We start from the raw sequence: 20752 nt of genomic DNA, 5'->3' as shown, positions 1-20752 counted from the left end.
CGGCGGCTTTCTACGCGCATCGTGGGCAGCGGGTGGGGCACGGGGTCAGCGGCACAGCGCCGGCGAGGCCGCTGTCGTGCAGGATCGTGGAGACGACCTTCTCGAACGACGCTGATTCTCCGATCACCCGTTCGCCGGGAACACCCAGGAGATCCCGGTCGATGTACCAATCGCGCATCTGCTCGGCGGTGACCTCGATCGGCTCGGCGCGCTGGGCGTGACGGCGCACGGTTTCGTCGAAGCTGACCTGGAGGTAGAAGACCGCGGACGGGCCCTGATGGTGCGCGATGAGACGGCGCAGGATATCGCCGTGGCCGCGGCCGTCGAGGATGCCTTCCAGAACGACGTGGTAGCCGGCGTCGAGCGCGGCTTGGGCCATCGTCGCGATGAACTGGGGCGCGACCGGGTCCATGCTGCTTCCACCGTGCTCTCGTAAGAGCACTCTTCTCACATAGTCCTGCCCAATAAGGGCGGCACCTCTCCCGTACCTCTTGCGGACCTGCGCCGCGGCCGTACTCTTGCCGCTTCCGCTGTTGCCCCGAATGATCACCAATCGAGGCGCGTCATGGTGCTCGGTCGAGGTCATCGCCGGTTCTCCGGGTTGGGCCAGGTCACGGCGATGGTGGTGTGCCGGCGGGAACCAGGAGCTGGAGCCCGCCCGCGCCGGGCAGCGGGGTGCCGGTGGGGTGCACGGTGATCTCCGGGGTCGGGCCGTCACGGTAGTCACGGTCCCAGGCGGTGATCAACGCGGCAGCCGGCGCCACGGTGTCCGGCACGAACAGGTGCCGGGGTACGGCCTCGAACGCGGCCCGCACCGCCGGCGTGTTGATCCAGGCCTTCTCGACCAGTGCGGCGGTGAGCCGGGCGCGTAGTGCGGCTGGCGTTGAGTTCTCAGCGGTGATGCTCATCCGCGTTCTCCTTGGTTCAACGCGTGCAGCGGCAGAACGGGCAGCGCCCAGTCGGCGGGCACCTGCCAGCTGGACCAGTCCTGCGCGAGGGGACCGGAGCGGTTTCCGACGAAGGCGACGGCCCGTTGCCGGGCCTGGTCCACCCGGCGGTGGTCAGCGTCGGTGATCATGCCGAGGCGCCTGGCCTGGGCGTACTCGTCCTCGTCCTTCCACCGCCACCGCATCGTGTCCGGCTCGACGATGAGGTCCAGCAGCAGGTCGCACGTGTCGATGCCGAGGGTGGTCCGGGTGACCGGCCGCTCGAAGTTGATCTTCCAATGGTCGGTGCCGCCGGTGATCGGCAGGTAGCGCTGCACGTTGAAGTCGGCGTCGAGTCCGACCCAGGTCAGTACCGCGGTGTCGCGCCAGGTCCACTCGCCGAGGTCCCACCGGCCGCAGGCCAGGTCGGGAATGCTTTGTTTACGAGTCGTGTCGTCGCCGGTGCCGAGCCAGGCGATCCAGGTGGTGAGCGCGTAGGTGATGGTGCCGGGCCAGGAGGCCAGGGTGAGGTGCTCACCGTCGTCGCCGATGACGCGGTGCGCCACCGCACTGAAGACACGTTTGTTGAGGACGTCTCGGCGTACCACTGTCGTGCCGGCGGCGAATGGCGGCGGGCTCATCGTGTCTCCGTTCGGGCGGGTGCGGGCGGCCTGTCGGCTGGCGAGTTCTTCCGGGGTCATGCCGGCTCCGGCCGGGCAGCACGGGGCTGCCCGACAGCGGCCCGCGGCGCCGGGACGACGCCGGGCAGCGCGACGCGTAGATCCCAGCCGGGGCAGTCGGTGCTCGTGTTGGGAACCAGGTCGGCGGCGCCCGGCACCGTCGTCATGGTCGCGCCAGCCGGTTGCGGTAGTCGCTATTGCCATCCGCTCAGGTACAGCGGGGTGCGGGTGCGCCAGGCGGTGATGCAGGCTCGGGTGTACCGATCTGTCTCGGCCGGAAGTTCGGCGAGCGGAAACCATCCGACTTTCGCGCACTTGTGCGGTTCGGCGTTGATCGGTTCGCCGTGCCGGCCGGCATCGAAAACGGCGGTGAAGACCAGGCCGATCCGGCCCTGCCCGTCACGGTTGCGATGGTGCACGGTGGCGGCGAGGTATGGCTCGTCGCCGTCAAGGCGCACGCCGACTTCCTCGGCAGCCTCGCGGCGGATCCCGGCAACGGCGGTCTCACCGAGCTCGAGTTTGCCGGACGGCGCGTTCCACTGCCCGTCGGCGTATCCCGTGCCCTCGCGCAAGGCGAGCAGCACCTGCTCACCGTCGAGCAGTAGCAGGAAGACGTCCACGGGGTGCTGGGGCGAGCCAGTCTGTTCGGGTTGGTGCGGGGTGCTCAAGTTGTCTCCTCCTGGCGGGTACGGGCAGGCGTGCTCAGAACAGGGCGTCTTGGGTGGTATCGGCACCGCCGGATGCTGGCCGGCCAGCCAGTTGCGTGAGCTGACTCAGCCGGGACCACCCGTGCCGGGCTGCGCCGTCGGTGAGTAGCCGCTGCAGCAGCGCGGCGGTGACCAGTGCGTCGGGCAACGCCCGGTGCCGGTCAGCCGGCACCGGGATGCGCGTGTGGGCCAGCAGCGCGTCCAGGTTGTACGACGTCAGCCCGGGGTAGGTGTGCTGGGCCAGCCGCCGGGTGCACAGCATCGGCGCCGCCGCCAGAACGGGGCAGGCGGCGGCGTACCGAGCGAGGATGTTCGCCTCGGTCGAGGCGTGATGGGCGACCGCCACGTACGGCGGCTCACGCAGACCGGAGTCGAGTTCGGCGAGCACGACGCCGGCGGGCGGCCGGTCGGCGACCATCGCCGCGGTGATCCCAACCTGCCGGGCGGTGACCGGCGCGTGTGCGGGCGGGCGCATCAGCGCCGTGAATCGGCCGACCTCCGCCAGAACCGCGCCAGCCGGGCGCAGCATCACGGCGCCTACTTCGATCGGCTCCGCCGGGTGATTCTTCGGCGTAGTGCCCTCAAAATCGATCAGGATAAACGTTACCTTCTGTAGTTCCAGATCGTCAGTTACGGAGGGCATGGACGGTCCTTTGAGGTCACCTCCGGAAGGTATCTGCCCGGTGTCGGTTACGTCTGTCAGCTCAGCGGCACTGCCTCGACGTTTTTGCTCTGAGCGGGACATTCGTGCCCGAGGTTCCACCGATTGGGTGGTGATTGACGAGGGCTACGCGTTGCATCGTGAGGCCCCCGGTTACCTAAAGTCGCTGCGGGCATTGGACCGGCCGGTGAGTACGCAGCGTGCATGTGCGGAGCATCTTGGACGCCGCGATCGGAATGAAAGACGAGACCGCCGGCGGGCCGGCGCCGGGTCAGGGCGGCGGCTGCTCTCCGCGAGGGCGGAAGCGCTTCAGTGGACATTTCCCTGCGCTCGCGTGAATCTTCACGCGGCGAGGAGCCGGTTGGTCCAATCCGTCAGGGCCGCGATGGCGGTCCGGGAGAGCGCCGCCTGCGGCGCCATGCTGGTGAAGCCGTGGAAGGCGCCCGGCCAGACGTGGAGTTCGGCATTGACGCCGGCTTCCCAGAGTCGGCTGGCATAGGCCACCGTCTCGTCCCGGAACACTTCGGCGCTGCCGCAGTCGATGTAGGTAGCGGGGAGGCCCGTGAGGTCGGTCGCCCGCGCTGGTGCCGCGTAGCTGGTGACGTCGTCCCCGCCACGCCGCTCGCCGAGGTAGGCGTTCCACCCGAACCTGGTCATGGCGCGGTCCGCGACGCCGACTCCGTCGATCTGCCGGGTCGAGACGGTGGAGTCACTGTCGTCGAGCATCGGGGAGATGAGGATCTGCCCGAACAGGCGGGGGCCTTGGCGGTCCCGGGCCAGCAGGGCGGTTCCCGCGGCGAGGCCACCGCCGGCGCTCTGGCCGACCAGGACGACGCGGGCCGGATCGATGCCGAGGCTGTCCGCGTGTGCCGCCGTCCACACCAGTCCGGCATAGCAGTCCTCGACGGGATAGGGGTCGGGGTGCTCCGGCGCGAGGCGGTAGTCGACGCTCACCAGAACCACGTCGTGGGTCAGCAGCCAGTCGTCGTACGAATCGAGGTTGCCGAGGTAGTGGCCGAACATCATGCCCCCGCCGTGCACGGTGTAGAAGCATGCCGCCGGACCGGTGCGTCCCGCGCGCTGGATGATCGCAAGATCGATGGGGTCCCCCTGGTGACCGGGAACGGTCACGGTACGGCGCTCCAGCCCTCGGCTGCGCAGACGCTCGTCGAGTTCTTGCTCCGTGATCTCCAGCTGCCGCATCCGCGGAAGCATCTCGGTCGTCAGGGTGAAGGACCCCCGCTGTTGCAACACGGCCAGGACGGCTCCCAACTCGGGATCGAAAGGTGGGCGCGACATGAGGTCAGGCATTCCAGGTCTCCTCCTGGTCGGTGACGGATACCCTACACTAACTGACTAAACTTAGTGACACAACCCAGCTAGGATCGGCTGATCCACGGAGGGAGTCGCATGGCACGCACGGACACACGGGGCGGGCCGTTGACACGCGCTCGAATTTCCGAGGTCGCGACTCGGTTGTTCCTGGACCGGGGATTCGATGCCGTCACGGTCGCCGACGTGGCGCGCGAAGCGGGCGTCTCGAGCGTGACCGTGTTCAAGCACTTTCCCCGCAAGGAAGACCTGCTCCTCGATCGAGTCGACGATGCCGTGCAGTTGCTGCGATCCGCCGTTCGCGAGCGTCCAGCCGACTTCGACGTGCTGGCGTCGCTGCACGACCTGGCGTTCCGGCTCGCCGATGACCGGCACGGCCTGTCAGGGCTGGACGACAGATCCGCCCCGTTCTTCCGCACCGTGGCCGCTTCCGCACCCCTCATCGCGCGAGCCCGGGAGCTTGCCGCTGAACTTCAGCAGGTTCTGGCCGAGGAGCTCGACCGTGATCCACGCTTCCAAGGCGACAGCGTCCTGCTCGCCGCATTCTTCGTGGCCGGCTACGCCACAGTGCTGACCGAAAACGCGCGACGCTGCATCGCAGGGCAGCCCACGACGGCCGAGGACCATCGCGCTCGCCTTCAGCGACTCTTCGCCGCACTCCGCAACGGGCTGTGACGAAAGGCCGCGCCGGGTCGGGGAGAACACCCTAACGGCGCCTGGAGGCCAGCCCCAAGACTCGGGATTTGACCGGTCGGAAAGGGGAACGAAAACGGCCGGGACCCTTGTTTCCGCAGGTCACGGCCTTTCACATAAGTACGCCCGAAGGGACTCGAACCGCTAACCTTCTGATCCGGAGTCGGCGGCGTCGTCGTACGGGTCGGCCGTGGCGTCCTGCGGCCAGTCGTCGCGCACGCGGATCTCCGTCGGCAGCCCATCGCCGGCGAGCACGACGATCACCCGGCCGGTCGCGTCGGTTCGCTCCGTGTGCTGCGGGGTCTCCGCAGCCGGCTCGCTCGCCAACTTCCCGACACTTTCGGCGTACTCATGTATGCGGTGGATGGCTTCAGGCCGCATCGGGCCCTCATCTCCCTTCCGCTGTCGGCGCCGACCGGAGAACCTCGCGGGCGATCACGCAGATCGAGAACGTGCCGTGGATCAGGAGGATGGCGAAGATGAGCAGCATCCCGCCGCCGAGCAGAAGCGTGAACGCGAGTAGCCCCACCAGCCCGGCAGCGACGCCGAGCAGGACTGCGGTAGCGGCTCGGGGCGTACCGGAAATGCCACGCCAGGCCAGGATCACTCCGACGGCGGACACGGTCGCGGCCAGCAAGCCGATGACGAGGGTGCCTGTGCGCCCGTACGGTGACGCGTCGGCGATCTCCGGGAATGCGGTCGCTGCGACCGCCACCAGGGCGGGTTCGACTACTGCCGGTAGGCCGAACAGCACGAGCGCGAATCCGTCCATACGCTGCTTCTCGGCCGAGCTTCTTGCCACGCCTTCACACCCCCGGTTGACGAAGAGAGACAGAGTGTCCTATCTCGAACACTCTGCGCTACCCCGCGTGAGGAACTGGCCGCATCGAGGAGTAGGTCGGCACCGATGTGAAGCTGACGCGGTGAGCGGCCACACTGATATAAAGCGCTCGCCCGGTGTGCGGCCGCCCGGATGGGCAGGCGCACGCCGGCTTGTCCATCTTCTTCCGCGCGAGGCCCGCCTGCGATTTCCATGACGTGGCGAGTTTCTGGGCCCGGGTTCGCAGCTCGTTGATCGCGGCGTCGTTCGGGTCCCCGCCATCGGTGTAGTCCGGCGCCTGGACCTGCGTTGCGCGATACGCGGCCAAATCGTCGTCGAGGACGCTGAGCGCGTCGGGGACGGCGACGGCCGCCGCGTCGATTTCGCCGGCGGTTCCCTGCAGCTCGAACGCGGCATCGTGAACTGCTGTCGAATTATCGGCAGCCGCTATCACCATTTCGCACCGTGCAATCGTGTCGCTCTGAGCTCCGGCGGCGGCTATGTCCTTACATGCCTTGCCGAGATAGGCGCCGGCGTCGTTCAGGGCAGTGCCGAGCCCCTTCAGGTCCGGAACGGTGGTGACCGCCGCCTGGAGCGCTTCCATGTCCTCGGCGACTTTCCCGGAAGCGGCTACGGCCGCCGCGGTGGCGTCCCGGGCTGCTTTTTTCGGATGCTTGCGTATCGGCGGTATTCTGCGCCGAAGTTTGCAGTTCAGCGACGAGGTCGTTGAAGTGATCGACGGTCGAGGGTTGCCGGGTCACACCTGACATCGTCCCGTCGGATTGCGGCACCGTGATCGACATGTTGTCGTCGGTGAGGGTTCCTGACAGCGACGTCTGAGATCCGAACGGCCCGCTGAACGTAAGCGTCAACGCCGACCCGGAGGCCGTCCCGGTGAACGGGGCAGGTGTGTCGGCTTCACCACCGTCGTCCCGCTTTCGATCGCGGATTCGTCAGCTTGTGAGACTGAAGCGGGCCATCATCAGGTCATCGAGGGCTGGGCCGAGTTCGAGCACCTCTGCCTCCGCCTCGTCGGCGAGGACCAGTTCGCCCACGGGAACGTCCGGGCACACGCAATACATCGTGCCTGGGCCGTTGGCGGCAATCTGCAGCAGCCGGGTGGACGGGTAGGGCTGGATCTCGTCCCAGAAGTCGATGCCGTCGGGGCTGCCGGCGGTTTCCGCCATGGTCACCATCTCGCTGGGCCGGAACAGGCCGAACGAGTAGTTGTCGTGTGAGACGAACCCGGCATGCGTGTGCCGCAGGAAGTCCTGCAGCGGCTCCGGGAACGAGTTCCAGAACTGGGGCGGCTCGCCGAAGGCTGCGGGTTCGTAGCCGAGCCAGGTGACCACCCGATCGGCGCGGGAGTGGTCGATCACGTACATCAGTGCGGGCACGTCGTTCGCCGACACGAGGCGCACGTCGACGAGCCGGGTGTTCAGTACCTCCGCGAACTGCGGGATCTGTTCCAGCCAGCCGGCCGGCCACGCTCGCCGGGCCACCGCGACCCGTTCGGTGGGACCGTCGGCGGCCGCGATCGCCGTCCACGCCACCGGCACAGCGTCGCCCGGCAGCGCGCCGATCGAGCTGAACGGCAGGGTGGCCGCGAGGGCGGCGTCGTCGATGTCGGGCATAGGTTCTTCCCCTGGATGCTCTTGTCGAGCGCCACCTGCTCGGCCCGCCACCCGGGTTCGAGCTGGAACACACCCTGATCCAGAAATCGTCCTCTGATCCGCAGGCACCGCCGCCCGGGTTCAGGGGGCGGCGTTGAGCAGGTCGAGCGCGCTGTGCTGGCAACTGTGGTTGGTCCCGGCGAACGGCCCGGCCCAGTGCGACCCATACATGTCCAGACTGTCGCGATCCCGCCCGTAGGCACTGTCCGCGTTACGCGTCAGATAGCCGTTGTAGGCCCCGCCGACCGCCGCGTTCAGCACCCCGAGCCCCCGAATCGCCGCCCCCTTGAACGACGCCCCGTCCCCACTGCAACCATCCGGCTCGTTCGGCTCCCGCAGAATCCCACCCGGCGACAGGTAACCGCTGGCAGTCATCGCATCGCCGACACGCCGCGCGGTGCTCAACGCGTTCGCATCCCCGGTCACCTTGTTCAGCTGCACCAAGGCATTGATCAAAGCCCCTTGATTGTACGTCCAGGTCACGTCCCCGTTGTTCTTACAGGTGCTCAGGTTGACCCCGTCGTTGACCAGGCTCGACCCGTTCAGCATCCCGGTGCCCTGGAACCACGTCCACGCCTGCTGAGCCCGCCCCCGATACACACTGTCCCCCGCGACCCGCTGACTGATCATCGCGTTGAGCTGGATGTACAAACTGTTCTCGATGGCATTCTTGTTCTTGCGGTCGGTCTTCCACCACACCCCGCCGCCACAGGTCGCATCCCAGTAGCTGTACATGTAGTCCGCGTCCGCCCGCGCGGTGCTCAGATACCGGCTGTCCCCGGTGAGGTCATAGGCGGCCACCCACGCCAGCCCCCACCAGCCGGTGTCGTCGAGGTACTCGTTGCGGAACTGTCCCTGCCGGGCGTTGACGTTCTTGTCGTAGGTGCCGGCAACGACGTACTGATAGCTGTGCATTCCGCTTTTTTTGATGTTGTCGATGACGGCGGTGAGCGCGTTCGCGCCGGTCCACCAGCCGTTGCCGTCGAACAGGCCGGTGCCGCGGTCGAAGCGCATCATCAGCGCGGTGGCCGCGGCGGTCCGGCGGTCCCAGGCGTTCCAGGTGCTGCGGGCCCAGGCGGTGCAGCTGATCTCGGGGCGGTCGCCGGCTTTGCCGCAGGCGCGCAGCGCGCCGACGCCGGAGGTGTTCCAGTCGTCGACGTTGTACTGGCCGGTGCGCCAGCCGGTCGAGCCGGCCGGCACCGTGGTGTCGCCGAGTTTGCTGTCGCTCCAGGTGCGGCCGCCGTCGAAGGACCGGTCCAGCCACACCTCGTCGGAGCCCTGGCCGCCCTCGATGGTGGCCCAGGCCATCGCGTCGGTGTCGTTGACGTGCAGCCGGAACGTGCGCCCGTAGAGGCTGCTGGCCACCGCGACCCGGTCGGCCGGCGCGGCGCCCGCGTCGCGCCCGTCGCAGTAGCGGTTGCAGATCGCGGCCGGCGCAGCCTGCGCCGAGGTGGCCGGCGCGACCGCGCCGGCGGCGAGCACGGCCGCCACCAGAGCTCGAGAAATCATGCCCACCCCCGACGAAAGACCCGACCGACGACAACGTTGTCACATTCGACATCGAGTTACGTCAATCAGTCAAGAGTGTTAACGACTCAATTCACCCGGATCGAGCGGATGGAGTTGCCGAAGTACTGACGGTCGATCGCCGAGACCGCACTGGCCGGATCGTTGGCGGCACCCAGGGTGAGCAGCAGCGGCACGTAGTGGTCCGCGGTCGGGTGCGCGACGTCGGCGCCGGGCGCCTTGGCCCGGTAGTCGGCGAGCGCGTCGACGTCACCGCGGGCCAGCGCGTCGACCGCCCACTCGTCGAAGGCCTTGGTGTGCCCGGCCAGCGCCGGCCGGCGCATGACGGCGAAGCTGTGCGTCATGAAGCCGGAGCCGAGCACCAGGATGCCCTCCTCGCGCAGCCCGCGCAGGCGCCGGCCGAGCGCGAGCAGCGCCTCGGGTTCGAGGCTGGGCATGGACAGCTGCACCACGGGCACGTCGGCGGCCGGGTACATCGCCATCAGCGGGATGAAGGCGCCGTGGTCGAGGCCGCGGTCGACGAACTGGTGCACCGGGCCGGTGGTCGCGATCGTGCCGGCGATGCGGTGGGCCAGGTCGGTGGCGTCCGGGCTGGCGTACGGCAACGTGTAGTACCGCGGGTGGAACCCGCCGAAGTCGTAGTAGAGCGGGGTACCGGCCGCCGATCCGGACAGCGCGGCCGGCGCGTTCTCCCAGTGCGCCGAGACCACCACGATCCCCCGCGGCTTGGGCATCGACTGGCCCCAGGCGAACAGCTCGTCGAGCCACTGCGCGTCGTCGAGCGTCGGCGGGGCGCCGTGGCTGACGAACAGCGAGGGCAGCGCCCCGTCGGCCGGCTCCCACTGACGCTGGTCACGCGCCTGCGGCAGCACCCGGGCCAGCAGCGCGTCGTAGGCGCCGGCCGGACGTACCGGATTGAACATCTCGTCAAGCGACGTCGGGGCCATCTGCGCACCTTCGCGATCGGTCATGAGTTAAAGCCTTAAGTGAAAGGTAGTACCGAATCACTTCAAGCTGCAAGTAATCCCGGGTGCGATCCGGTGGCATCGCGGTCGTCGGTCGAGGCAGCGTCGCGCAGCGCCGCCTCGACCCGGCGGTTGTTGGTCATGCTCGTCGTGACGGCCGTCATGGTCAGCAGCAGGCCGGCGGCGACATAAAGCGGGGTGCGCACGTCGAACGCGGAGGCCAGCCAGCCACCGAGGAAGGCGCCGAACGGCGCGGCGCACATGGCGAGCATCCGGGAGGTGGAGGTGACCCGGCCCATCAGGTGCGCGGGCACGATCGCCTGCCGCAGGGAGGGCACCAGCACCATGGTGGCGCCCATGCCCGCTCCGCAGACGGCGAGCGCGAGCCCGGCGACGTACGGATTCGGCGCGGCGGCCAGCCCGAGGATGGCCAGCCCCTCGACCGCGGCCGTGCAGGTCAGCGCGGTCCCGGTGCCCAGTCGCCGGCTGAGCAGCGAAGCGATGCCGGCGCCGAGCAGACCACCGGTGGCCTCCGCCGTCAGCAGCAGGCCGAAGCCGAAGGTGGCCAGCCCGAGCCGGTCGTGCGCGAACAGCGCGAGCACGGTCTCCACCGCGACGAAGGCGATGTTCCCGACCGCCGGGCGCAGCGCGAGCCCGAGCAGCAACCGATCCCGGAAGACGTACGAGGCGCCGGCCCGCGCCTGCCGCAGCAGCGACTCCCGCGCCTGCGCTGCGGGCTTGGGCGCGGCCGGCAGCGACCGCACGAGCAGCGCGGACAGCGCGAACGAGATCGCGTCGGCGAACAGCGGCACCGCCCGCCCGAGCGCGAGCAGGACGCTGCCCGCCGGCGGCCCCACGAAGCCGGACGCGGCGGTCTGGGCGCCGCGCAGGCGGGCGTTGGCGCGCTCCAGCAGCGCGGGGTCGCGCCCGAGCAGATCCGGCAGATAGGCCGACGCGGCCGTGTCGAAGAAGAGTCCACCGAGGCCGAGCAGGAAGGCGACGGCCGCGAGCAGCGGAATGCTCAGCACGTCGAGCCCGGCCGCGACCGCCGGTATCGCCAGCAGCACGGCACGCGCCGCGTCGGTGACCCACATCGTGCGCCGCCGGTCCCAGCGGTCCACCAGCGCACCGCCGAGCACCCCGAACATCAGCCACGGCAGCGTCCCGGCGGCCGTGACCACCGCCAGCCCCATCGGATCCCGGGTCAGCGTCAACGCGAGCAGCGGCAGCGCGGCGTGGGTCACCCCGTCACCGAGCGAAGAGATCGTCTGCGCGGTCCACAGCCGGCCGAACCCGGTCGGCAACGTGCGAGCGTCGGTGGTCATTTCGCGTCCCCCTCGACCCGGCCGGGCTGCGCCGGCCGGAACAGCGCGAAGACCAGGGACACGTCCGGCAGCGACGCATCGGACAGCTGCCGGTACTCATCGGCCAGGGCCTCCAGCCGCGCACCCAGCTGCGCGAACTGCTCCTCGGTCAGCCGCAGGTGCGCCATCCGGACGTGCCGCTCGCCGTCGGCCGGCGCGGCCTCCAGGTCCGCCACCGCGTGCCGCATCAGCACATCGGGGCCGCCCTCGCCCGGATCCGGCAGCTCGATGGAGCGCGCGGCCATCGCGTAGTACCGCTCGACGACCCCGCGGACCTTGCGCGTGCGGACCACCTTCACCAGGCCGGCGCGTTCGAGCAGCCGCACGTGGTAGCTCGAACTTCCCTTCGCCAGGCCCACCCGGTCGGCGATCTGCGTGATCGTCGCGGGCTCGAAGCGCAGCACCGCCATGATCCGGTGGCGGGTGAGGTTGGAGACGGCACGTAGCTGCTCGTCGGTGGTGACATGGAACGTCTCGGGAAGCTCATCGGCAGGCATGCGCTCAATGGTCAACGTTTCTTGACCATTGCGCAAGGGTATTTCCATGCCCGCAAGCTCAGCGCGAGATCACTCCTCGGCGTCCGGAACGACCAGCAGCAGGCGCTCAACTGGGTACCGACCGTCGCTGACCTCGATCCGGAACAGGCCGGGGGCGTCGAGACGCACGCCGGCCGTCAGCTCAGCGACGCCGGTCCGACGAACCGGTGCGACAAAGAACCTGCGGCCGGAATCCACCTCGACGATGCGCACCACGATCTCGGCCGGGCTCGAAACCCCGAGAACGATCACGGCGAACTCCCGGCCGGCCGTCACGACCTCGGGCGCATCGACACCGATGCCATGCCGTTGCATCACAGCGAACTCCCCGTGCCGGTTCCGGCCAGGATGCCTCGCACCGAGTCCAGCACCGCCTGATCTCTCAGCAGGCCGCTGGCCGACTGCGACAGATAGAGCGCCTGAGCCTCGCCCCCCGGCGGCAGGGCGGAGAACCGCGGCACCGTTCCGTCCCCGCCGAAATCACTGTCGAGCCCGGGCAGCAACCGCACCGCCCGCAGCTGCCCATCTTCCACCTGGAGACCCTGATAGGTGGGCTGGTCGATCCCGACGATGCTGAAGGTACGGCCGGTGGCGACCGTCCAGAGACGTTCGTTGGTCTCCATCGCCTCAGCGGCCAGGCCGGCATCCCCGCCGATCTCGGCGACATGGCGAGGAGTGATCCGCCGCAGACCACCCTCCTCGATCACGCAGCGATAGAACGGCAGCAGGTCGTACGTGCCGGGCATCGCCCGGAACAGGGCGGCGAATCTGGCCCGCGGCAACGGGATCGTCGGTCTTCGGCCCGCGAGATTCTCGAACGCCGCCACTGTCCCCCGGTACGGAACCCCGATGCCGATGGTCAAGCGGGTGTAGTCCGCTCCGCCCAGCAGACCGGTGAAGTACCGCGCGATGAGTCCGCCCATGCTCGAGCCGACCAGCACCAGGCGAGCCTCCCGGCTACCGAAGTGGTGCCGGCGCCACTGCTCCAGGTGCTGCTGTGCCGCTTCGGCCAGCAGGCCGGCGTTGTGCTTGACGGAAAGGCGCCAATCGTAGGGGAAGGTCAACACCGCGTCAGGGTGCGGGACCGCCCGGTCGATCGCCTTGAGCAGGGCGGTGTAGGGCTCGATGCCACCGAAGAGCGGCGCCCACCCGGGCGCCCGGAGCAGACCTTTGGCCCGGACCCGCTCGTTACGACCCGCCAGCTCCTCCGCGGTGGGACGCAAACGGTCGAGCACGGCACCACTGGCCGCCGCCCTGATATACCACCTCATATCAGACGTGCCCCACAGCGATTCACCGGTCGCGATATCGACGAGTTCGCTGCCCATGAATCCGGGGATGAAGACGACCGCGTCGCGGGCCGATCCCGAATCACGGCGCGGGCCGCTGTCCCTGGGCGCGGCCCGCGGCGGTGCCACCTCGGTCAGATCCAGAAAAGACAGCGTGCGTCCTCGCTGGGCGATGGCGAGCATCTGACGGCCGTCGCGCTCGAACGCGGCCAGCGCGGTCACCGCACCGGCACTGCCCCGGAATGCGTAACGTCCAGCCTCGATCAGGTTGCCGAGAGTCCCATCACTGTCGCCCCAGACAACCCCGCTGCGTGGCACATCGGTGACGGCCGTGACCCGGGCCGCGCGACGATAGCTGTACTCATATGAGAGCTGGTAGCCGGGCAGTTCCCAGGTCCGGAGCCCGTCGTCGCAGGCGGCGACGATCGAGGGCGGTCCCCCGGAGCCGCCGAAGGTTGTCAGCTGGTTGACCCTGGCCGTCCCGACCGCAAGCCGGCGAACTGACAGCCCGGGCACGACATCGACCACGTTCAGGGCCGGGTCCGTCCCGCCCACCACCAGCACTGGTCGCCCGTCGCCCTCGACCAGGCACATGGCCAGCACCGGCCCGTCGAGAACCTCGATGTCGCGGACATGGACCAGAGAGCTGCCACGGTGATCGAACAGCTGCACCCGCCCGTCCGCGGTGCCCAGCGCGATCATCAGGCGGTCCTGGACCGGCACCACGAGCAGCGACGTCGCTGCGGTCGGCACCGCGGTCTCCGGGCCACCGAAGAACCCCTGCCCAAAGATCTTGTCAGTCGCCGGGTCGAGAATCGTCACCGAGTCACCGGCGGCCACCGCCACCAGCGTCCGGCTCCCGGTGGGGAAGCCGGCGACCTTGGCCGGCCCACTGCCGATGCGCCGCTTGCGCATCGGCGCACCGGGCGTCCAGAGCCGCACGACGCCGTCCTCGCAGCCCAGGGCCAGCGTCGCACGACCGTCGACGGTGACCGCCACCATCGACCCGATCTCCGACTCAATCGAAACCGGCGGTCGCAATTCAAGATCAAAAGACGATTGAGGTACGGACCCCGGCGGCACATCGGCGACCGGGCGGACCGGCGGATCACCGGTCACCGTCACCGCAAGCCGGGCGGTATGGAACGGGACACCGCCCGCACTGATCAGCGTCAGCCACAGCGCCGTCTCGGTGCCGTCGGCGAGGCCGTCATCAACGGTCACCACGAATCGAGCCGGACCATAGGTCCCGCCGAAGCGGTGCAGCACCACACTGCTCTGGCCCAGGCTCTCCACCGTCAGCCCGATCTGGCCGCTGAGCATCAGCCCGACCGGATACTCCTCATCCTCGTACGGCCAGTCGGCGTGCGGATCGCCCGGTCGCAGGTCGACGGTGACCAGATGGCGCCCGCCGGGCGCGACCTGGCGCGGCCAGCCCACCAGCGGTTGCAGCGCGATGGATTCGACACTCATCGGGCACCCTCGCGCGGCGGCATGTACAGAGCGGTGTCGAGATGGCCGACGTAGAGATACATGAAGCCGTAGAAGAATGCTTTGAGCAGGGCCGGATCGGCGGTGGACGGATCGGCGGGCAGTTCTTCGACGAGCGCGGCCCGGTAGTCGCGCAGCGCGGCCGGCACGCTGACCGACCGGTCCCGGGCGACCTCCAGCAGCCGGTCGACGAACTCGAGGGAGTCGAGTTTGCCGACCTCGCCGGCGGTGGCGATGACGCCGCGGGCGCCGCGCCGCAGGAAGATCTCGGCGAAGGTCCGCGTCGCCCGCTCACCGAACCGGTCGTCGTTCATCAGCAGCGCGCTGCTGCACGCGTTGAGCAGCACCAGCGTGCGGGCCGCGCGCAGCGCCCGCATCCGGTGCCGGCCGAGCTGGTCCATCGAAAGTCCGCCGAGGGTGGCCTGCGCGCCGTCGGTGCCGACGGTGCCGTGGCCCCACAGATGTACCAGCCCGAAGCGCTGGTTGCGTGCGTCGAGCTTGCTCAGCAGGTCGGCCATGCTGGCGGCCTTGTCGTGGACGAGCGCACCGAACCGGGTGTCGAGCGCCGGGAAGCTCTTCTCGACATAGCTCAGGACCGGGCCTTCGCAGACCGTGGCGCCGCCGCTCGACCAGTCGATCGGCGTCTCGGTGAACACCGTCGTCCATCTGATCACTTCGACGTCGGCGCCCAGCCAGCCGTGATCACCCGGGTCGTCGGTCTCGTGGAAGAAGAGCTCCCAGGGGATCTGGAAGTCGGTCTCGTCCCAGACGATCAGGCGCAGCCCGCGGCCGTGCTGTCGCCGGAGCGCGGTCAGCCACTGCCGCAGCGCGACCTTGGTGACCGACCAACTGTGCAGCGCGTCCAGGCCCTGCCGCCAGGTGCCGGCGGCGGCGATGCCGGCCAGGCCGAGCCGGGGCCGCCGCTGGTTGCGCAGGTCCTGCGCGGTGACCGAGATCCGCAATGCGGCGTCGGACTGCAGTTCGAGATGGAAGCACTCCTCCCCCTCGTAGGTCTCCCGGGTCACCCGCAGCAGCGCGGTTCCGGCCGGGGCCGCGGCCGGGATCGGCGCCGGCGCCGTGGTGATCGGCACCTCGGCGGAGGCGAGCGCGTCCTCGGCCTCGAACCGGGCCGGGCGGGCGGCCGCGGCAAACGCCGGTTCCGGGGAGCGCCCGCCCCGCACCGTCACGGCCAGTTCCTGGGGGTTCATCGCGGCTCCCCGGTGGCGACCACAACCCCGCCGAGCGCGTCGGCCAGGTCGAAGGGCAGCATCGCGTACGCGCCGGCCTCGGGCGCGACCACGATGGTCCGCAGGCCGGCGAGCGGCCGGATCGCCGCCGCGGCGGCGAGCGCGTCGTCGATGCCTTGCCGCGCGATCGGGCCCGCGACCGTGCCGCGCGCGCTGGCCTCCAGCGGGACGTTGCCGCGCCCGTCGGTGACCACGACCAGCCAGGCCCGGTCGGTGTACACCCGGCTGCGCCGCAGATGCCGCAGCAGTTCCTGGGCGGCGAGCTCGATCCCGGAGGCCAGCGGGGTGGCCCGGCCCGGGGTGTGCCGCAGCGATCGCAGGACCCGGGAATCGCGCACGCTGCTCGCCCGGTACCGCTCGGCCCGCAGCCAGTCGGCGGCCTTGTCGTGGCCGAGGTCGACCACGCTGACCGCGGCCCGTTCGGCGTAGGCCCACCGCAGGTAGGGCGCGAGCGCCGGGGTCCAGTCCCAGCCGCGGTGGCAGCTGTGGTCGAGCACCAGGACCAGCAGCTTGCCCGGGGTCCAGCCGCGGCGGTACCGGCGCCAGTCCTCGGGCCGGATCTCCAGACGATCGGCGGGCGGGCGCACCCGCCGATGTTTGACCGCCTCCAGCAGGGTCGGCACCGGGGCGAGGTCGAAACGCGACCGGGCCCGCTCGGTGCCGATCTTGGCGCCGCGCAACTCGCGCCGCAGGGTCGTGCCCGCCCAGGGATTGCGCAGCGGGGTGATCTCGGGCAGCGCGCCCGGGGAAGCCTCGGGGTAGAGCCCGGCCGCGACGACCGCCTCGACGGTGGCGGGCTCGTCGGACTCCTGGACCTCGACCAGTGGCGCGGCCGCGGGTGCCTGCTCGACCGGGTCGGCGGCGACACCCTCGCCGGGCTCGGATGCTTCGGTCTCGGGTTGCGCCTCGGCCGTCGAAGCGAGAGTGACCAGGCCCATGATCTCCGCGGCCGCCCGGACATGGGTGGCCGTCGTCGCGGCGGCATGCGACAACCGGGCCAGCGCACGTGCCGTCCGGGCCAGCGCGAGGCCGAGCCGCGCGCCGCGACCGACCGTGCGCAGCACCTCGGCCAGCGCGTCCTCGGTGACCTGCGGCCAGTCCCCGGTCAGCGGCTCGATCGGCGCGACGACCAGGTCGCCGGCGATGATTTCGGCGGCGTCGACCCGGATCGGGAACCGGTCCAGCAGGTGCGGCGACAGACCGGCCAGAGCGGAGCGGTCGGCGCCGGCCAGCCAACGGGCCCGTGGCTGCCAGGTGCCGCTGTGCCCGTGCCGTTCGACGGTGGCGACCTCGGCGCCGAGCAGGGTGACCGCCGCCCGGGTGACCGCGGTCCCGGCCCGGCTGAGCTCGGGCACCAGCACGATCGGCGCGGTGCCCGGCTCGACCAGGATGCCGGGCGCCATCCGGAACTGCCCGTCGGCCAGCCGTAGCCGTACCCAGAGGTCGTCCTCACCCAGCCAGGACCCGGCCACGACGGTCTCCGGCCGCGGGGCGCCGGAGACGGACATCAGGGTGGTGAGCGCGCGCGCCATCGCGGCGAGCAGGCCTGGCGGGGCGTCGAGAACGAGCAGCGGGCCGATCCGGTGGTCGATCGCGACGCACCGCAGCAACGTCGCGATGCGCCGCTGGGCCGCGGAGGTCATCGAGACCACTAAAATTCGGTGACGAGCGCGGCCAGCGTCGCGGCGTCCTCGTCGGTCCACGGCAGGATCCCGCCGGTGTCGGCGGAGGCCCGCCGGTGCACCAGGGCCATCGGCGTCACCGCCAGGACGTGCCCGGGTCGCACCCGCGTGTCGCCGTCGATCGCTGCGGCCGCCCGGGCCGCGTTGGCGATGCAGAGTTCGCCGCGGTGCCCGGCGGTCCGGAACGTCCAGGCGATCTGGGCGCACAGTTTCAGGATGTGGTCCGAGCAGACCAGGCCCTTGGCCGTCTCGCGAGCGTCCTCGAGTTTCGTGCCGAGGATCGTGTCGGCCTGCCGGGCCGCCTGGATCTCGGCCGAGGCGTGGCCTTCGCGTTCGGCGTCGAAGGCCAGCACGTTACGCAGGATCTGCAGGCGCGCCTTGGCGCTGTCGTCCCCGGTGATCGTCGCGACCAGTCCGAACCGGTCGAGCAGCTGGGGGCGCAGATTGCCCTCCTCCGGGTTCATCGTGCCGATCAGCGTGATCTTGACCGGCACGTTGGGTTCGTCGATGCCCTCGCGCTCGATCGGCAGCACCTCGCCCGCGGCCGCGTCCAGGATGATGTTGACGAGGTAGTCGTCGAGCAGGTTCACCTCGTCGATGTAGAGCAGCCCCTGGCCGGTCTTCTGCGCCTGGAGCAACAGGCCGTCCCGCGTGCCGGAACCGCCCTTGAGCAGCTCCTCGACGTTCCAGCCACCGAGCACCCGGTCGTCGGTGGCACCGATCGGCAGCGTCACCGGCAGTGCCTTGAGCACCATCTTGGCGAACGCCCGCACGGTCGTCGACTTGGCGGTGCCGCGCTGGCCGGTCGCCAGCACACCCTTGACCTCCGGGACCACGTACGCGATCTCCAGTGCCCGTTTCAGCTCGTCCTGGCCGACCACCATCGCGTACGGAAGAATCGGGACGTCCTCGGCCGTCATGGCGCCGCCCTGTCCTGCTCGTAGTTCTGTTCCATCGGAACACCCTGGCGCCACATCGCGCACAACGCCTCGTTCTGCAGACGCTCCGCCTCCGGGCTCTTCGGCAGGCGCAGCTTGAGCGCCTTGAGCAGATCGAAACGGTGCAGATCAAAGGCCGAACCGACGGCTTCCCCGTACGCGACGGCAGCCGCGACCGCCCCGGTGTAGGACACGGCCGCGAGCACCGCGGGCACGATCGCCAGCAACGGCCACCAGCCCGCGCCCCAGAGCAGCCCCAGGGCGGCAACCGTGGTGAGGGCGGCGGTGACCGCCATCCGGCCGGCACCGTCGAGCACATCGCGCCGGTCATCGACGACCAGCCGGACCTTGTCGCCCAGCAACGGGTAGAGCCGCGGCCAGGCGACAACCGCGTCCAGCCCGTAGTCACGCCCGGCGGTGTCCTCCATCGCCGCCAGCGCGTTGCCCAGCGCGGTCGCCCGCATCAGATGCTCGGGCAGCGGGTACCGCCGGCGCAGCCGGGCCCCGTGGCGTCCGGCCTTCTGCACCACATCGTCGGTGAGCTCGCCGCGTTCCTGCGGCAGCACCGCCTTCGCGGCCAGCCGCCGTTTGCGTGCCACCTGGCACCGGCGGCCGAGCCCCGAGCCGAGCGCGACCGGCCAGCCGCCCTCGAGCACCCGCATCATCGCCAGTTGCAGCGGCACCAGGACCACCGCGATCAGGGTCACGACCACGGTGAGCAGCACGATCTCGCCCGCGCCGAGATCCTTGGCGACCTTCCAGGCGGCGGTGAAGGACAGGTGGTCGCCGTGGCGCAGCCACAGCGGCGCTCCCGACCACACGAGCACCAGCAGGAAGATCGCCGACGCGGCCGCCGGCAGGTAGCCGACGGTCAGGAAGCGTCCCGACCGCAGCCCGTCGAGGGGGCTGCTCACCGAGCTCAGATCCATCCGCGCAACTCCATCGCCTGGTGACCGGTCTGCCCGCAGGCCGGCACGAACCGCGGGTCGTGGAAGGACCGGAACGCCTCCCCGCCGCACCCGGGCGTGCGACAGACATAGCGCAACGCCCGGAACTGGGTGGACTCGCCGGCCAGCGAGGCCCGATCGCCACTGCCCACCGGGGTGCTCTCCCCCGCCGCCGTGCCGTCGAGGGCGTCCAGAGTTGCCCGGGTGCCGGCGCCCAGCGCCGTCCCGGCCACCCGCACCTCGACCGCGGCTGCCCCGGACCCGTCCAGCTCGGCAGCGATCTTGGCAGCCAGCGACGGAATGCTGGGCGGCTTCGCCGGATCGATCTCGATCCAGTGGTCGGTGGCCGGCGCGTCGGGATCGAACAGCTCCCCGTACTTCACCCGCAGCCGCTCGATCCCTTGCGGACTTGCCACGTAGGACACCTCTCGGAATCGGACGCTGACTGCGACCATATAAGGCCGTCCGGGCGGTGCCTGGCAATCCACCGCCCGGACGAGTGAGTCCGCCGGGGCGGACCCACTCCTGCAGCGCCCCGCCGATCAGTGCCGGACGGTCGCCTTGCGGATCTCGGTGCGCAGCGCCGGCGCCCCGTCCACCGGAGCCGGATCATCAGCGGTCGCCTCGATGCCGCCGGCCGCGACCCGGTCCAGCGTGCGCAGGCCGCGCGCCGTCACCTGCCCGAAGATCGAGTAGTTGGGGCGCAGCGCCGAATCGCCGTACACCAGAAAGAATTGACTGCCGTTGGTGTCCGGGCCCGCGTTGGCCATCGCCAGCACCCCGCGCGCGTAAAGCCGGCGCACCCCGGTCGGATCGGTCGGCGCCGGCGGCAGGTTCGTCGGCAGTTCGTCGCGGTAGCGGTAGCCCGGCCCACCCTCGCCGGTACCGCTCGGGTCGCCGCACTGCAAGACCTTCAAGGTCGGGTACGCCGTGAGCCGGTGACAGATCGTCCGGTCGTAGAACCGGTGCCGCGTCAGGTGCACGAAGCTCTGCACCGTGCACGGCGCCGCCGCCCGGTCCAGCACCAGCGGGATGTCCCCCAGGTTGGTGCGCAGCAGCACGGTCACGGTGCCCCGATCGGGGGTGTGCCGCGGGTCGCGCGGCAACGGCACCGGACGGGCGGCGGGCTCGTCCGGCGTCGGCGTGTACGAACAGGGCCCGGCGGTCGGGCCGTGCGCGGCCGCGGGCGCGCTGACAACGACCAGCGCGACCACGGCGGCGACGACAACCGTCAGAGCTCGGCGAAACGGGACCACACTGTCCTCCATAGATCG

24 protein-coding genes are annotated in these 20752 nt (G+C 70.3%); 1 reads left to right on the top strand and 23 read right to left on the bottom strand.

Annotation, left to right across the window (positions count from 1 at the left end; translation table 11 throughout):
• Positions 1 to 10 precede the first annotated feature (10 nt).
• The 7 genes from L3i22_RS19295 to L3i22_RS19265 all read right to left on the bottom strand — a co-directional run bounded on the left by L3i22_RS19295 (position 11) and on the right by L3i22_RS19265 (position 4285).
• On the bottom strand, positions 11 to 586 hold the full coding sequence (locus L3i22_RS19295; RefSeq protein WP_221328345.1) for an AAA family ATPase: 576 nt from the start codon (positions 584 to 586) through the stop codon (positions 11 to 13).
• Positions 587 to 611: 25 nt separating this feature from the next.
• Positions 612 to 908 (bottom strand): hypothetical protein, encoded by a 297-nt coding sequence (locus L3i22_RS19290; protein WP_221328344.1) that lies wholly within the window; start codon positions 906 to 908, stop codon positions 612 to 614.
• Positions 905 to 1567, bottom strand: a complete 663-nt coding sequence (locus L3i22_RS19285; RefSeq protein ID WP_221328343.1) for a DUF402 domain-containing protein — start codon at positions 1565 to 1567, stop codon at positions 905 to 907. Before L3i22_RS19285 ends, L3i22_RS19290 begins: the two co-directional genes overlap by 4 nt.
• A 56-nt stretch (positions 1568 to 1623) precedes the next feature.
• A complete protein-coding gene (locus L3i22_RS19280) occupies positions 1624 to 1773 on the bottom strand; it encodes a hypothetical protein (RefSeq protein ID WP_221328342.1) in 150 nt (49 codons plus the stop codon).
• A 27-nt stretch (positions 1774 to 1800) separates the two neighbouring features.
• Positions 1801 to 2274: an NUDIX domain-containing protein gene (locus tag L3i22_RS19275; protein WP_221328341.1), complete on the bottom strand. Its 474-nt coding sequence runs from the start codon at positions 2272 to 2274 to the stop codon at positions 1801 to 1803.
• Positions 2275 to 2308: 34 nt separating this feature from the next.
• Positions 2309 to 3058 carry a PolC-type DNA polymerase III gene (locus L3i22_RS19270; protein ID WP_221328340.1) on the bottom strand — a complete coding sequence of 250 codons (750 nt, stop codon included), beginning with the start codon at positions 3056 to 3058 and terminating at the stop codon, positions 2309 to 2311.
• Between the two features lie 258 nt (positions 3059 to 3316).
• Positions 3317 to 4285: an alpha/beta hydrolase gene (locus tag L3i22_RS19265; protein WP_221328339.1), complete on the bottom strand. Its 969-nt coding sequence runs from the start codon at positions 4283 to 4285 to the stop codon at positions 3317 to 3319.
• Between the two features lie 99 nt (positions 4286 to 4384).
• Here L3i22_RS19265 and L3i22_RS19260 point away from each other — a divergent pair, with 99 nt between their 5' ends.
• Positions 4385 to 4981, top strand: coding sequence for a TetR/AcrR family transcriptional regulator (locus L3i22_RS19260; RefSeq protein WP_221328338.1), 597 nt, complete (start codon positions 4385 to 4387; stop codon positions 4979 to 4981).
• Between the two features lie 162 nt (positions 4982 to 5143).
• On the opposite strand, the gene L3i22_RS19255 is transcribed toward L3i22_RS19260, so the two are convergent.
• The 16 genes from L3i22_RS19255 to L3i22_RS19180 all read right to left on the bottom strand — a co-directional run bounded on the left by L3i22_RS19255 (position 5144) and on the right by L3i22_RS19180 (position 20746).
• Positions 5144 to 5380, bottom strand: a complete 237-nt coding sequence (locus L3i22_RS19255; RefSeq protein WP_221328337.1) for a hypothetical protein — start codon at positions 5378 to 5380, stop codon at positions 5144 to 5146.
• A 7-nt stretch (positions 5381 to 5387) separates the two neighbouring features.
• Complete coding sequence (locus L3i22_RS19250; protein WP_221328336.1) at positions 5388 to 5771, bottom strand: hypothetical protein; 384 nt, start codon at positions 5769 to 5771, stop codon at positions 5388 to 5390.
• 88 nt (positions 5772 to 5859) lie between these two features.
• The gene (locus L3i22_RS19245; protein ID WP_221328335.1) at positions 5860 to 6423 is read right to left on the bottom strand and encodes a hypothetical protein; all 564 of its coding nucleotides are present in this window, start codon (positions 6421 to 6423) and stop codon (positions 5860 to 5862) included.
• A gap of 349 nt (positions 6424 to 6772) precedes the next feature.
• Positions 6773 to 7453: an SMI1/KNR4 family protein gene (locus L3i22_RS19240; protein ID WP_221328334.1), complete on the bottom strand. Its 681-nt coding sequence runs from the start codon at positions 7451 to 7453 to the stop codon at positions 6773 to 6775.
• A 120-nt stretch (positions 7454 to 7573) separates the two neighbouring features.
• Positions 7574 to 9001, bottom strand: a complete 1428-nt coding sequence (locus L3i22_RS19235; RefSeq protein ID WP_221328333.1) for a glycoside hydrolase family 76 protein — start codon at positions 8999 to 9001, stop codon at positions 7574 to 7576.
• A gap of 86 nt (positions 9002 to 9087) precedes the next feature.
• Positions 9088 to 9990 carry a class III extradiol ring-cleavage dioxygenase gene (locus L3i22_RS19230; protein ID WP_255658395.1) on the bottom strand — a complete coding sequence of 301 codons (903 nt, stop codon included), beginning with the start codon at positions 9988 to 9990 and terminating at the stop codon, positions 9088 to 9090.
• A gap of 38 nt (positions 9991 to 10028) precedes the next feature.
• The gene (locus L3i22_RS19225; RefSeq protein WP_221328332.1) at positions 10029 to 11309 is read right to left on the bottom strand and encodes an MFS transporter; all 1281 of its coding nucleotides are present in this window, start codon (positions 11307 to 11309) and stop codon (positions 10029 to 10031) included.
• Positions 11306 to 11845 carry a transcriptional regulator gene (locus tag L3i22_RS19220; protein ID WP_221328331.1) on the bottom strand — a complete coding sequence of 180 codons (540 nt, stop codon included), beginning with the start codon at positions 11843 to 11845 and terminating at the stop codon, positions 11306 to 11308. The genes L3i22_RS19225 and L3i22_RS19220 overlap by 4 nt, the downstream gene beginning before the upstream one ends.
• Before the next feature lie 69 nt (positions 11846 to 11914).
• The gene (locus L3i22_RS19215; RefSeq protein WP_221328330.1) at positions 11915 to 12202 is read right to left on the bottom strand and encodes a hypothetical protein; all 288 of its coding nucleotides are present in this window, start codon (positions 12200 to 12202) and stop codon (positions 11915 to 11917) included.
• Positions 12199 to 14646: a hypothetical protein gene (locus L3i22_RS19210; RefSeq protein WP_221328329.1), complete on the bottom strand. Its 2448-nt coding sequence runs from the start codon at positions 14644 to 14646 to the stop codon at positions 12199 to 12201. The genes L3i22_RS19215 and L3i22_RS19210 overlap by 4 nt, the downstream gene beginning before the upstream one ends.
• Entirely contained in the window at positions 14643 to 15872 is a 1230-nt protein-coding gene (locus L3i22_RS19205) for a CHAT domain-containing protein (RefSeq protein ID WP_221328328.1), read from the bottom strand. Before L3i22_RS19205 ends, L3i22_RS19210 begins: the two co-directional genes overlap by 4 nt.
• Positions 15869 to 17554: a hypothetical protein gene (locus tag L3i22_RS19200; protein WP_221328327.1), complete on the bottom strand. Its 1686-nt coding sequence runs from the start codon at positions 17552 to 17554 to the stop codon at positions 15869 to 15871. Before L3i22_RS19200 ends, L3i22_RS19205 begins: the two co-directional genes overlap by 4 nt.
• An 8-nt stretch (positions 17555 to 17562) precedes the next feature.
• Positions 17563 to 18513 (bottom strand): AAA family ATPase, encoded by a 951-nt coding sequence (locus L3i22_RS19195; protein WP_221328326.1) that lies wholly within the window; start codon positions 18511 to 18513, stop codon positions 17563 to 17565.
• Positions 18510 to 19460: a hypothetical protein gene (locus tag L3i22_RS19190; RefSeq protein ID WP_221328325.1), complete on the bottom strand. Its 951-nt coding sequence runs from the start codon at positions 19458 to 19460 to the stop codon at positions 18510 to 18512. The genes L3i22_RS19195 and L3i22_RS19190 overlap by 4 nt, the downstream gene beginning before the upstream one ends.
• Positions 19451 to 19894, bottom strand: a complete 444-nt coding sequence (locus tag L3i22_RS19185) for a hypothetical protein (RefSeq protein WP_221328324.1) — start codon at positions 19892 to 19894, stop codon at positions 19451 to 19453. Before L3i22_RS19185 ends, L3i22_RS19190 begins: the two co-directional genes overlap by 10 nt.
• Positions 19895 to 20020: 126 nt before the next feature.
• Positions 20021 to 20746, bottom strand: coding sequence for a peptidylprolyl isomerase (locus L3i22_RS19180; RefSeq protein ID WP_221328323.1), 726 nt, complete (start codon positions 20744 to 20746; stop codon positions 20021 to 20023).
• Between the last annotated feature and the right edge of the window lie 6 nt (positions 20747 to 20752).

The organism is Actinoplanes sp. L3-i22 (genome assembly GCF_019704555.1).
Lineage (GTDB): Bacteria > Actinomycetota > Actinomycetes > Mycobacteriales > Micromonosporaceae > Actinoplanes.
This window is presented reverse-complemented; position numbering and strand designations above follow the sequence as displayed.

Coding starts and splice junctions, on each gene's coding strand:
- L3i22_RS19295 (WP_221328345.1), bottom strand. CDS start 586: ATGACCTCGACCGAGCACCATGACGCGCCTCGATTGGTGATCATTCGG.
- L3i22_RS19290 (WP_221328344.1), bottom strand. CDS start 908: ATGAGCATCACCGCTGAGAACTCAACGCCAGCCGCACTACGCGCCCGG.
- L3i22_RS19285 (WP_221328343.1), bottom strand. CDS start 1,567: ATGAGCCCGCCGCCATTCGCCGCCGGCACGACAGTGGTACGCCGAGAC.
- L3i22_RS19280 (WP_221328342.1), bottom strand. CDS start 1,773: ATGACGACGGTGCCGGGCGCCGCCGACCTGGTTCCCAACACGAGCACC.
- L3i22_RS19270 (WP_221328340.1), bottom strand. CDS start 3,058: ATGTCCCGCTCAGAGCAAAAACGTCGAGGCAGTGCCGCTGAGCTGACA.
- L3i22_RS19265 (WP_221328339.1), bottom strand. CDS start 4,285: ATGCCTGACCTCATGTCGCGCCCACCTTTCGATCCCGAGTTGGGAGCC.
- L3i22_RS19260 (WP_221328338.1), top strand. CDS start 4,385: ATGGCACGCACGGACACACGGGGCGGGCCGTTGACACGCGCTCGAATT.
- L3i22_RS19255 (WP_221328337.1), bottom strand. CDS start 5,380: ATGCGGCCTGAAGCCATCCACCGCATACATGAGTACGCCGAAAGTGTC.
- L3i22_RS19250 (WP_221328336.1), bottom strand. CDS start 5,771: ATGGACGGATTCGCGCTCGTGCTGTTCGGCCTACCGGCAGTAGTCGAA.
- L3i22_RS19245 (WP_221328335.1), bottom strand. CDS start 6,423: ATGGAAGCGCTCCAGGCGGCGGTCACCACCGTTCCGGACCTGAAGGGG.
- L3i22_RS19240 (WP_221328334.1), bottom strand. CDS start 7,453: ATGCCCGACATCGACGACGCCGCCCTCGCGGCCACCCTGCCGTTCAGC.
- L3i22_RS19235 (WP_221328333.1), bottom strand. CDS start 9,001: ATGATTTCTCGAGCTCTGGTGGCGGCCGTGCTCGCCGCCGGCGCGGTC.
- L3i22_RS19230 (WP_255658395.1), bottom strand. CDS start 9,990: ATGACCGATCGCGAAGGTGCGCAGATGGCCCCGACGTCGCTTGACGAG.
- L3i22_RS19225 (WP_221328332.1), bottom strand. CDS start 11,309: ATGACCACCGACGCTCGCACGTTGCCGACCGGGTTCGGCCGGCTGTGG.
- L3i22_RS19220 (WP_221328331.1), bottom strand. CDS start 11,845: ATGCCTGCCGATGAGCTTCCCGAGACGTTCCATGTCACCACCGACGAG.
- L3i22_RS19210 (WP_221328329.1), bottom strand. CDS start 14,646: ATGAGTGTCGAATCCATCGCGCTGCAACCGCTGGTGGGCTGGCCGCGC.
- L3i22_RS19205 (WP_221328328.1), bottom strand. CDS start 15,872: ATGAACCCCCAGGAACTGGCCGTGACGGTGCGGGGCGGGCGCTCCCCG.
- L3i22_RS19200 (WP_221328327.1), bottom strand. CDS start 17,554: ATGACCTCCGCGGCCCAGCGGCGCATCGCGACGTTGCTGCGGTGCGTC.
- L3i22_RS19195 (WP_221328326.1), bottom strand. CDS start 18,513: ATGACGGCCGAGGACGTCCCGATTCTTCCGTACGCGATGGTGGTCGGC.
- L3i22_RS19190 (WP_221328325.1), bottom strand. CDS start 19,460: ATGGATCTGAGCTCGGTGAGCAGCCCCCTCGACGGGCTGCGGTCGGGA.
- L3i22_RS19180 (WP_221328323.1), bottom strand. CDS start 20,746: ATGGAGGACAGTGTGGTCCCGTTTCGCCGAGCTCTGACGGTTGTCGTC.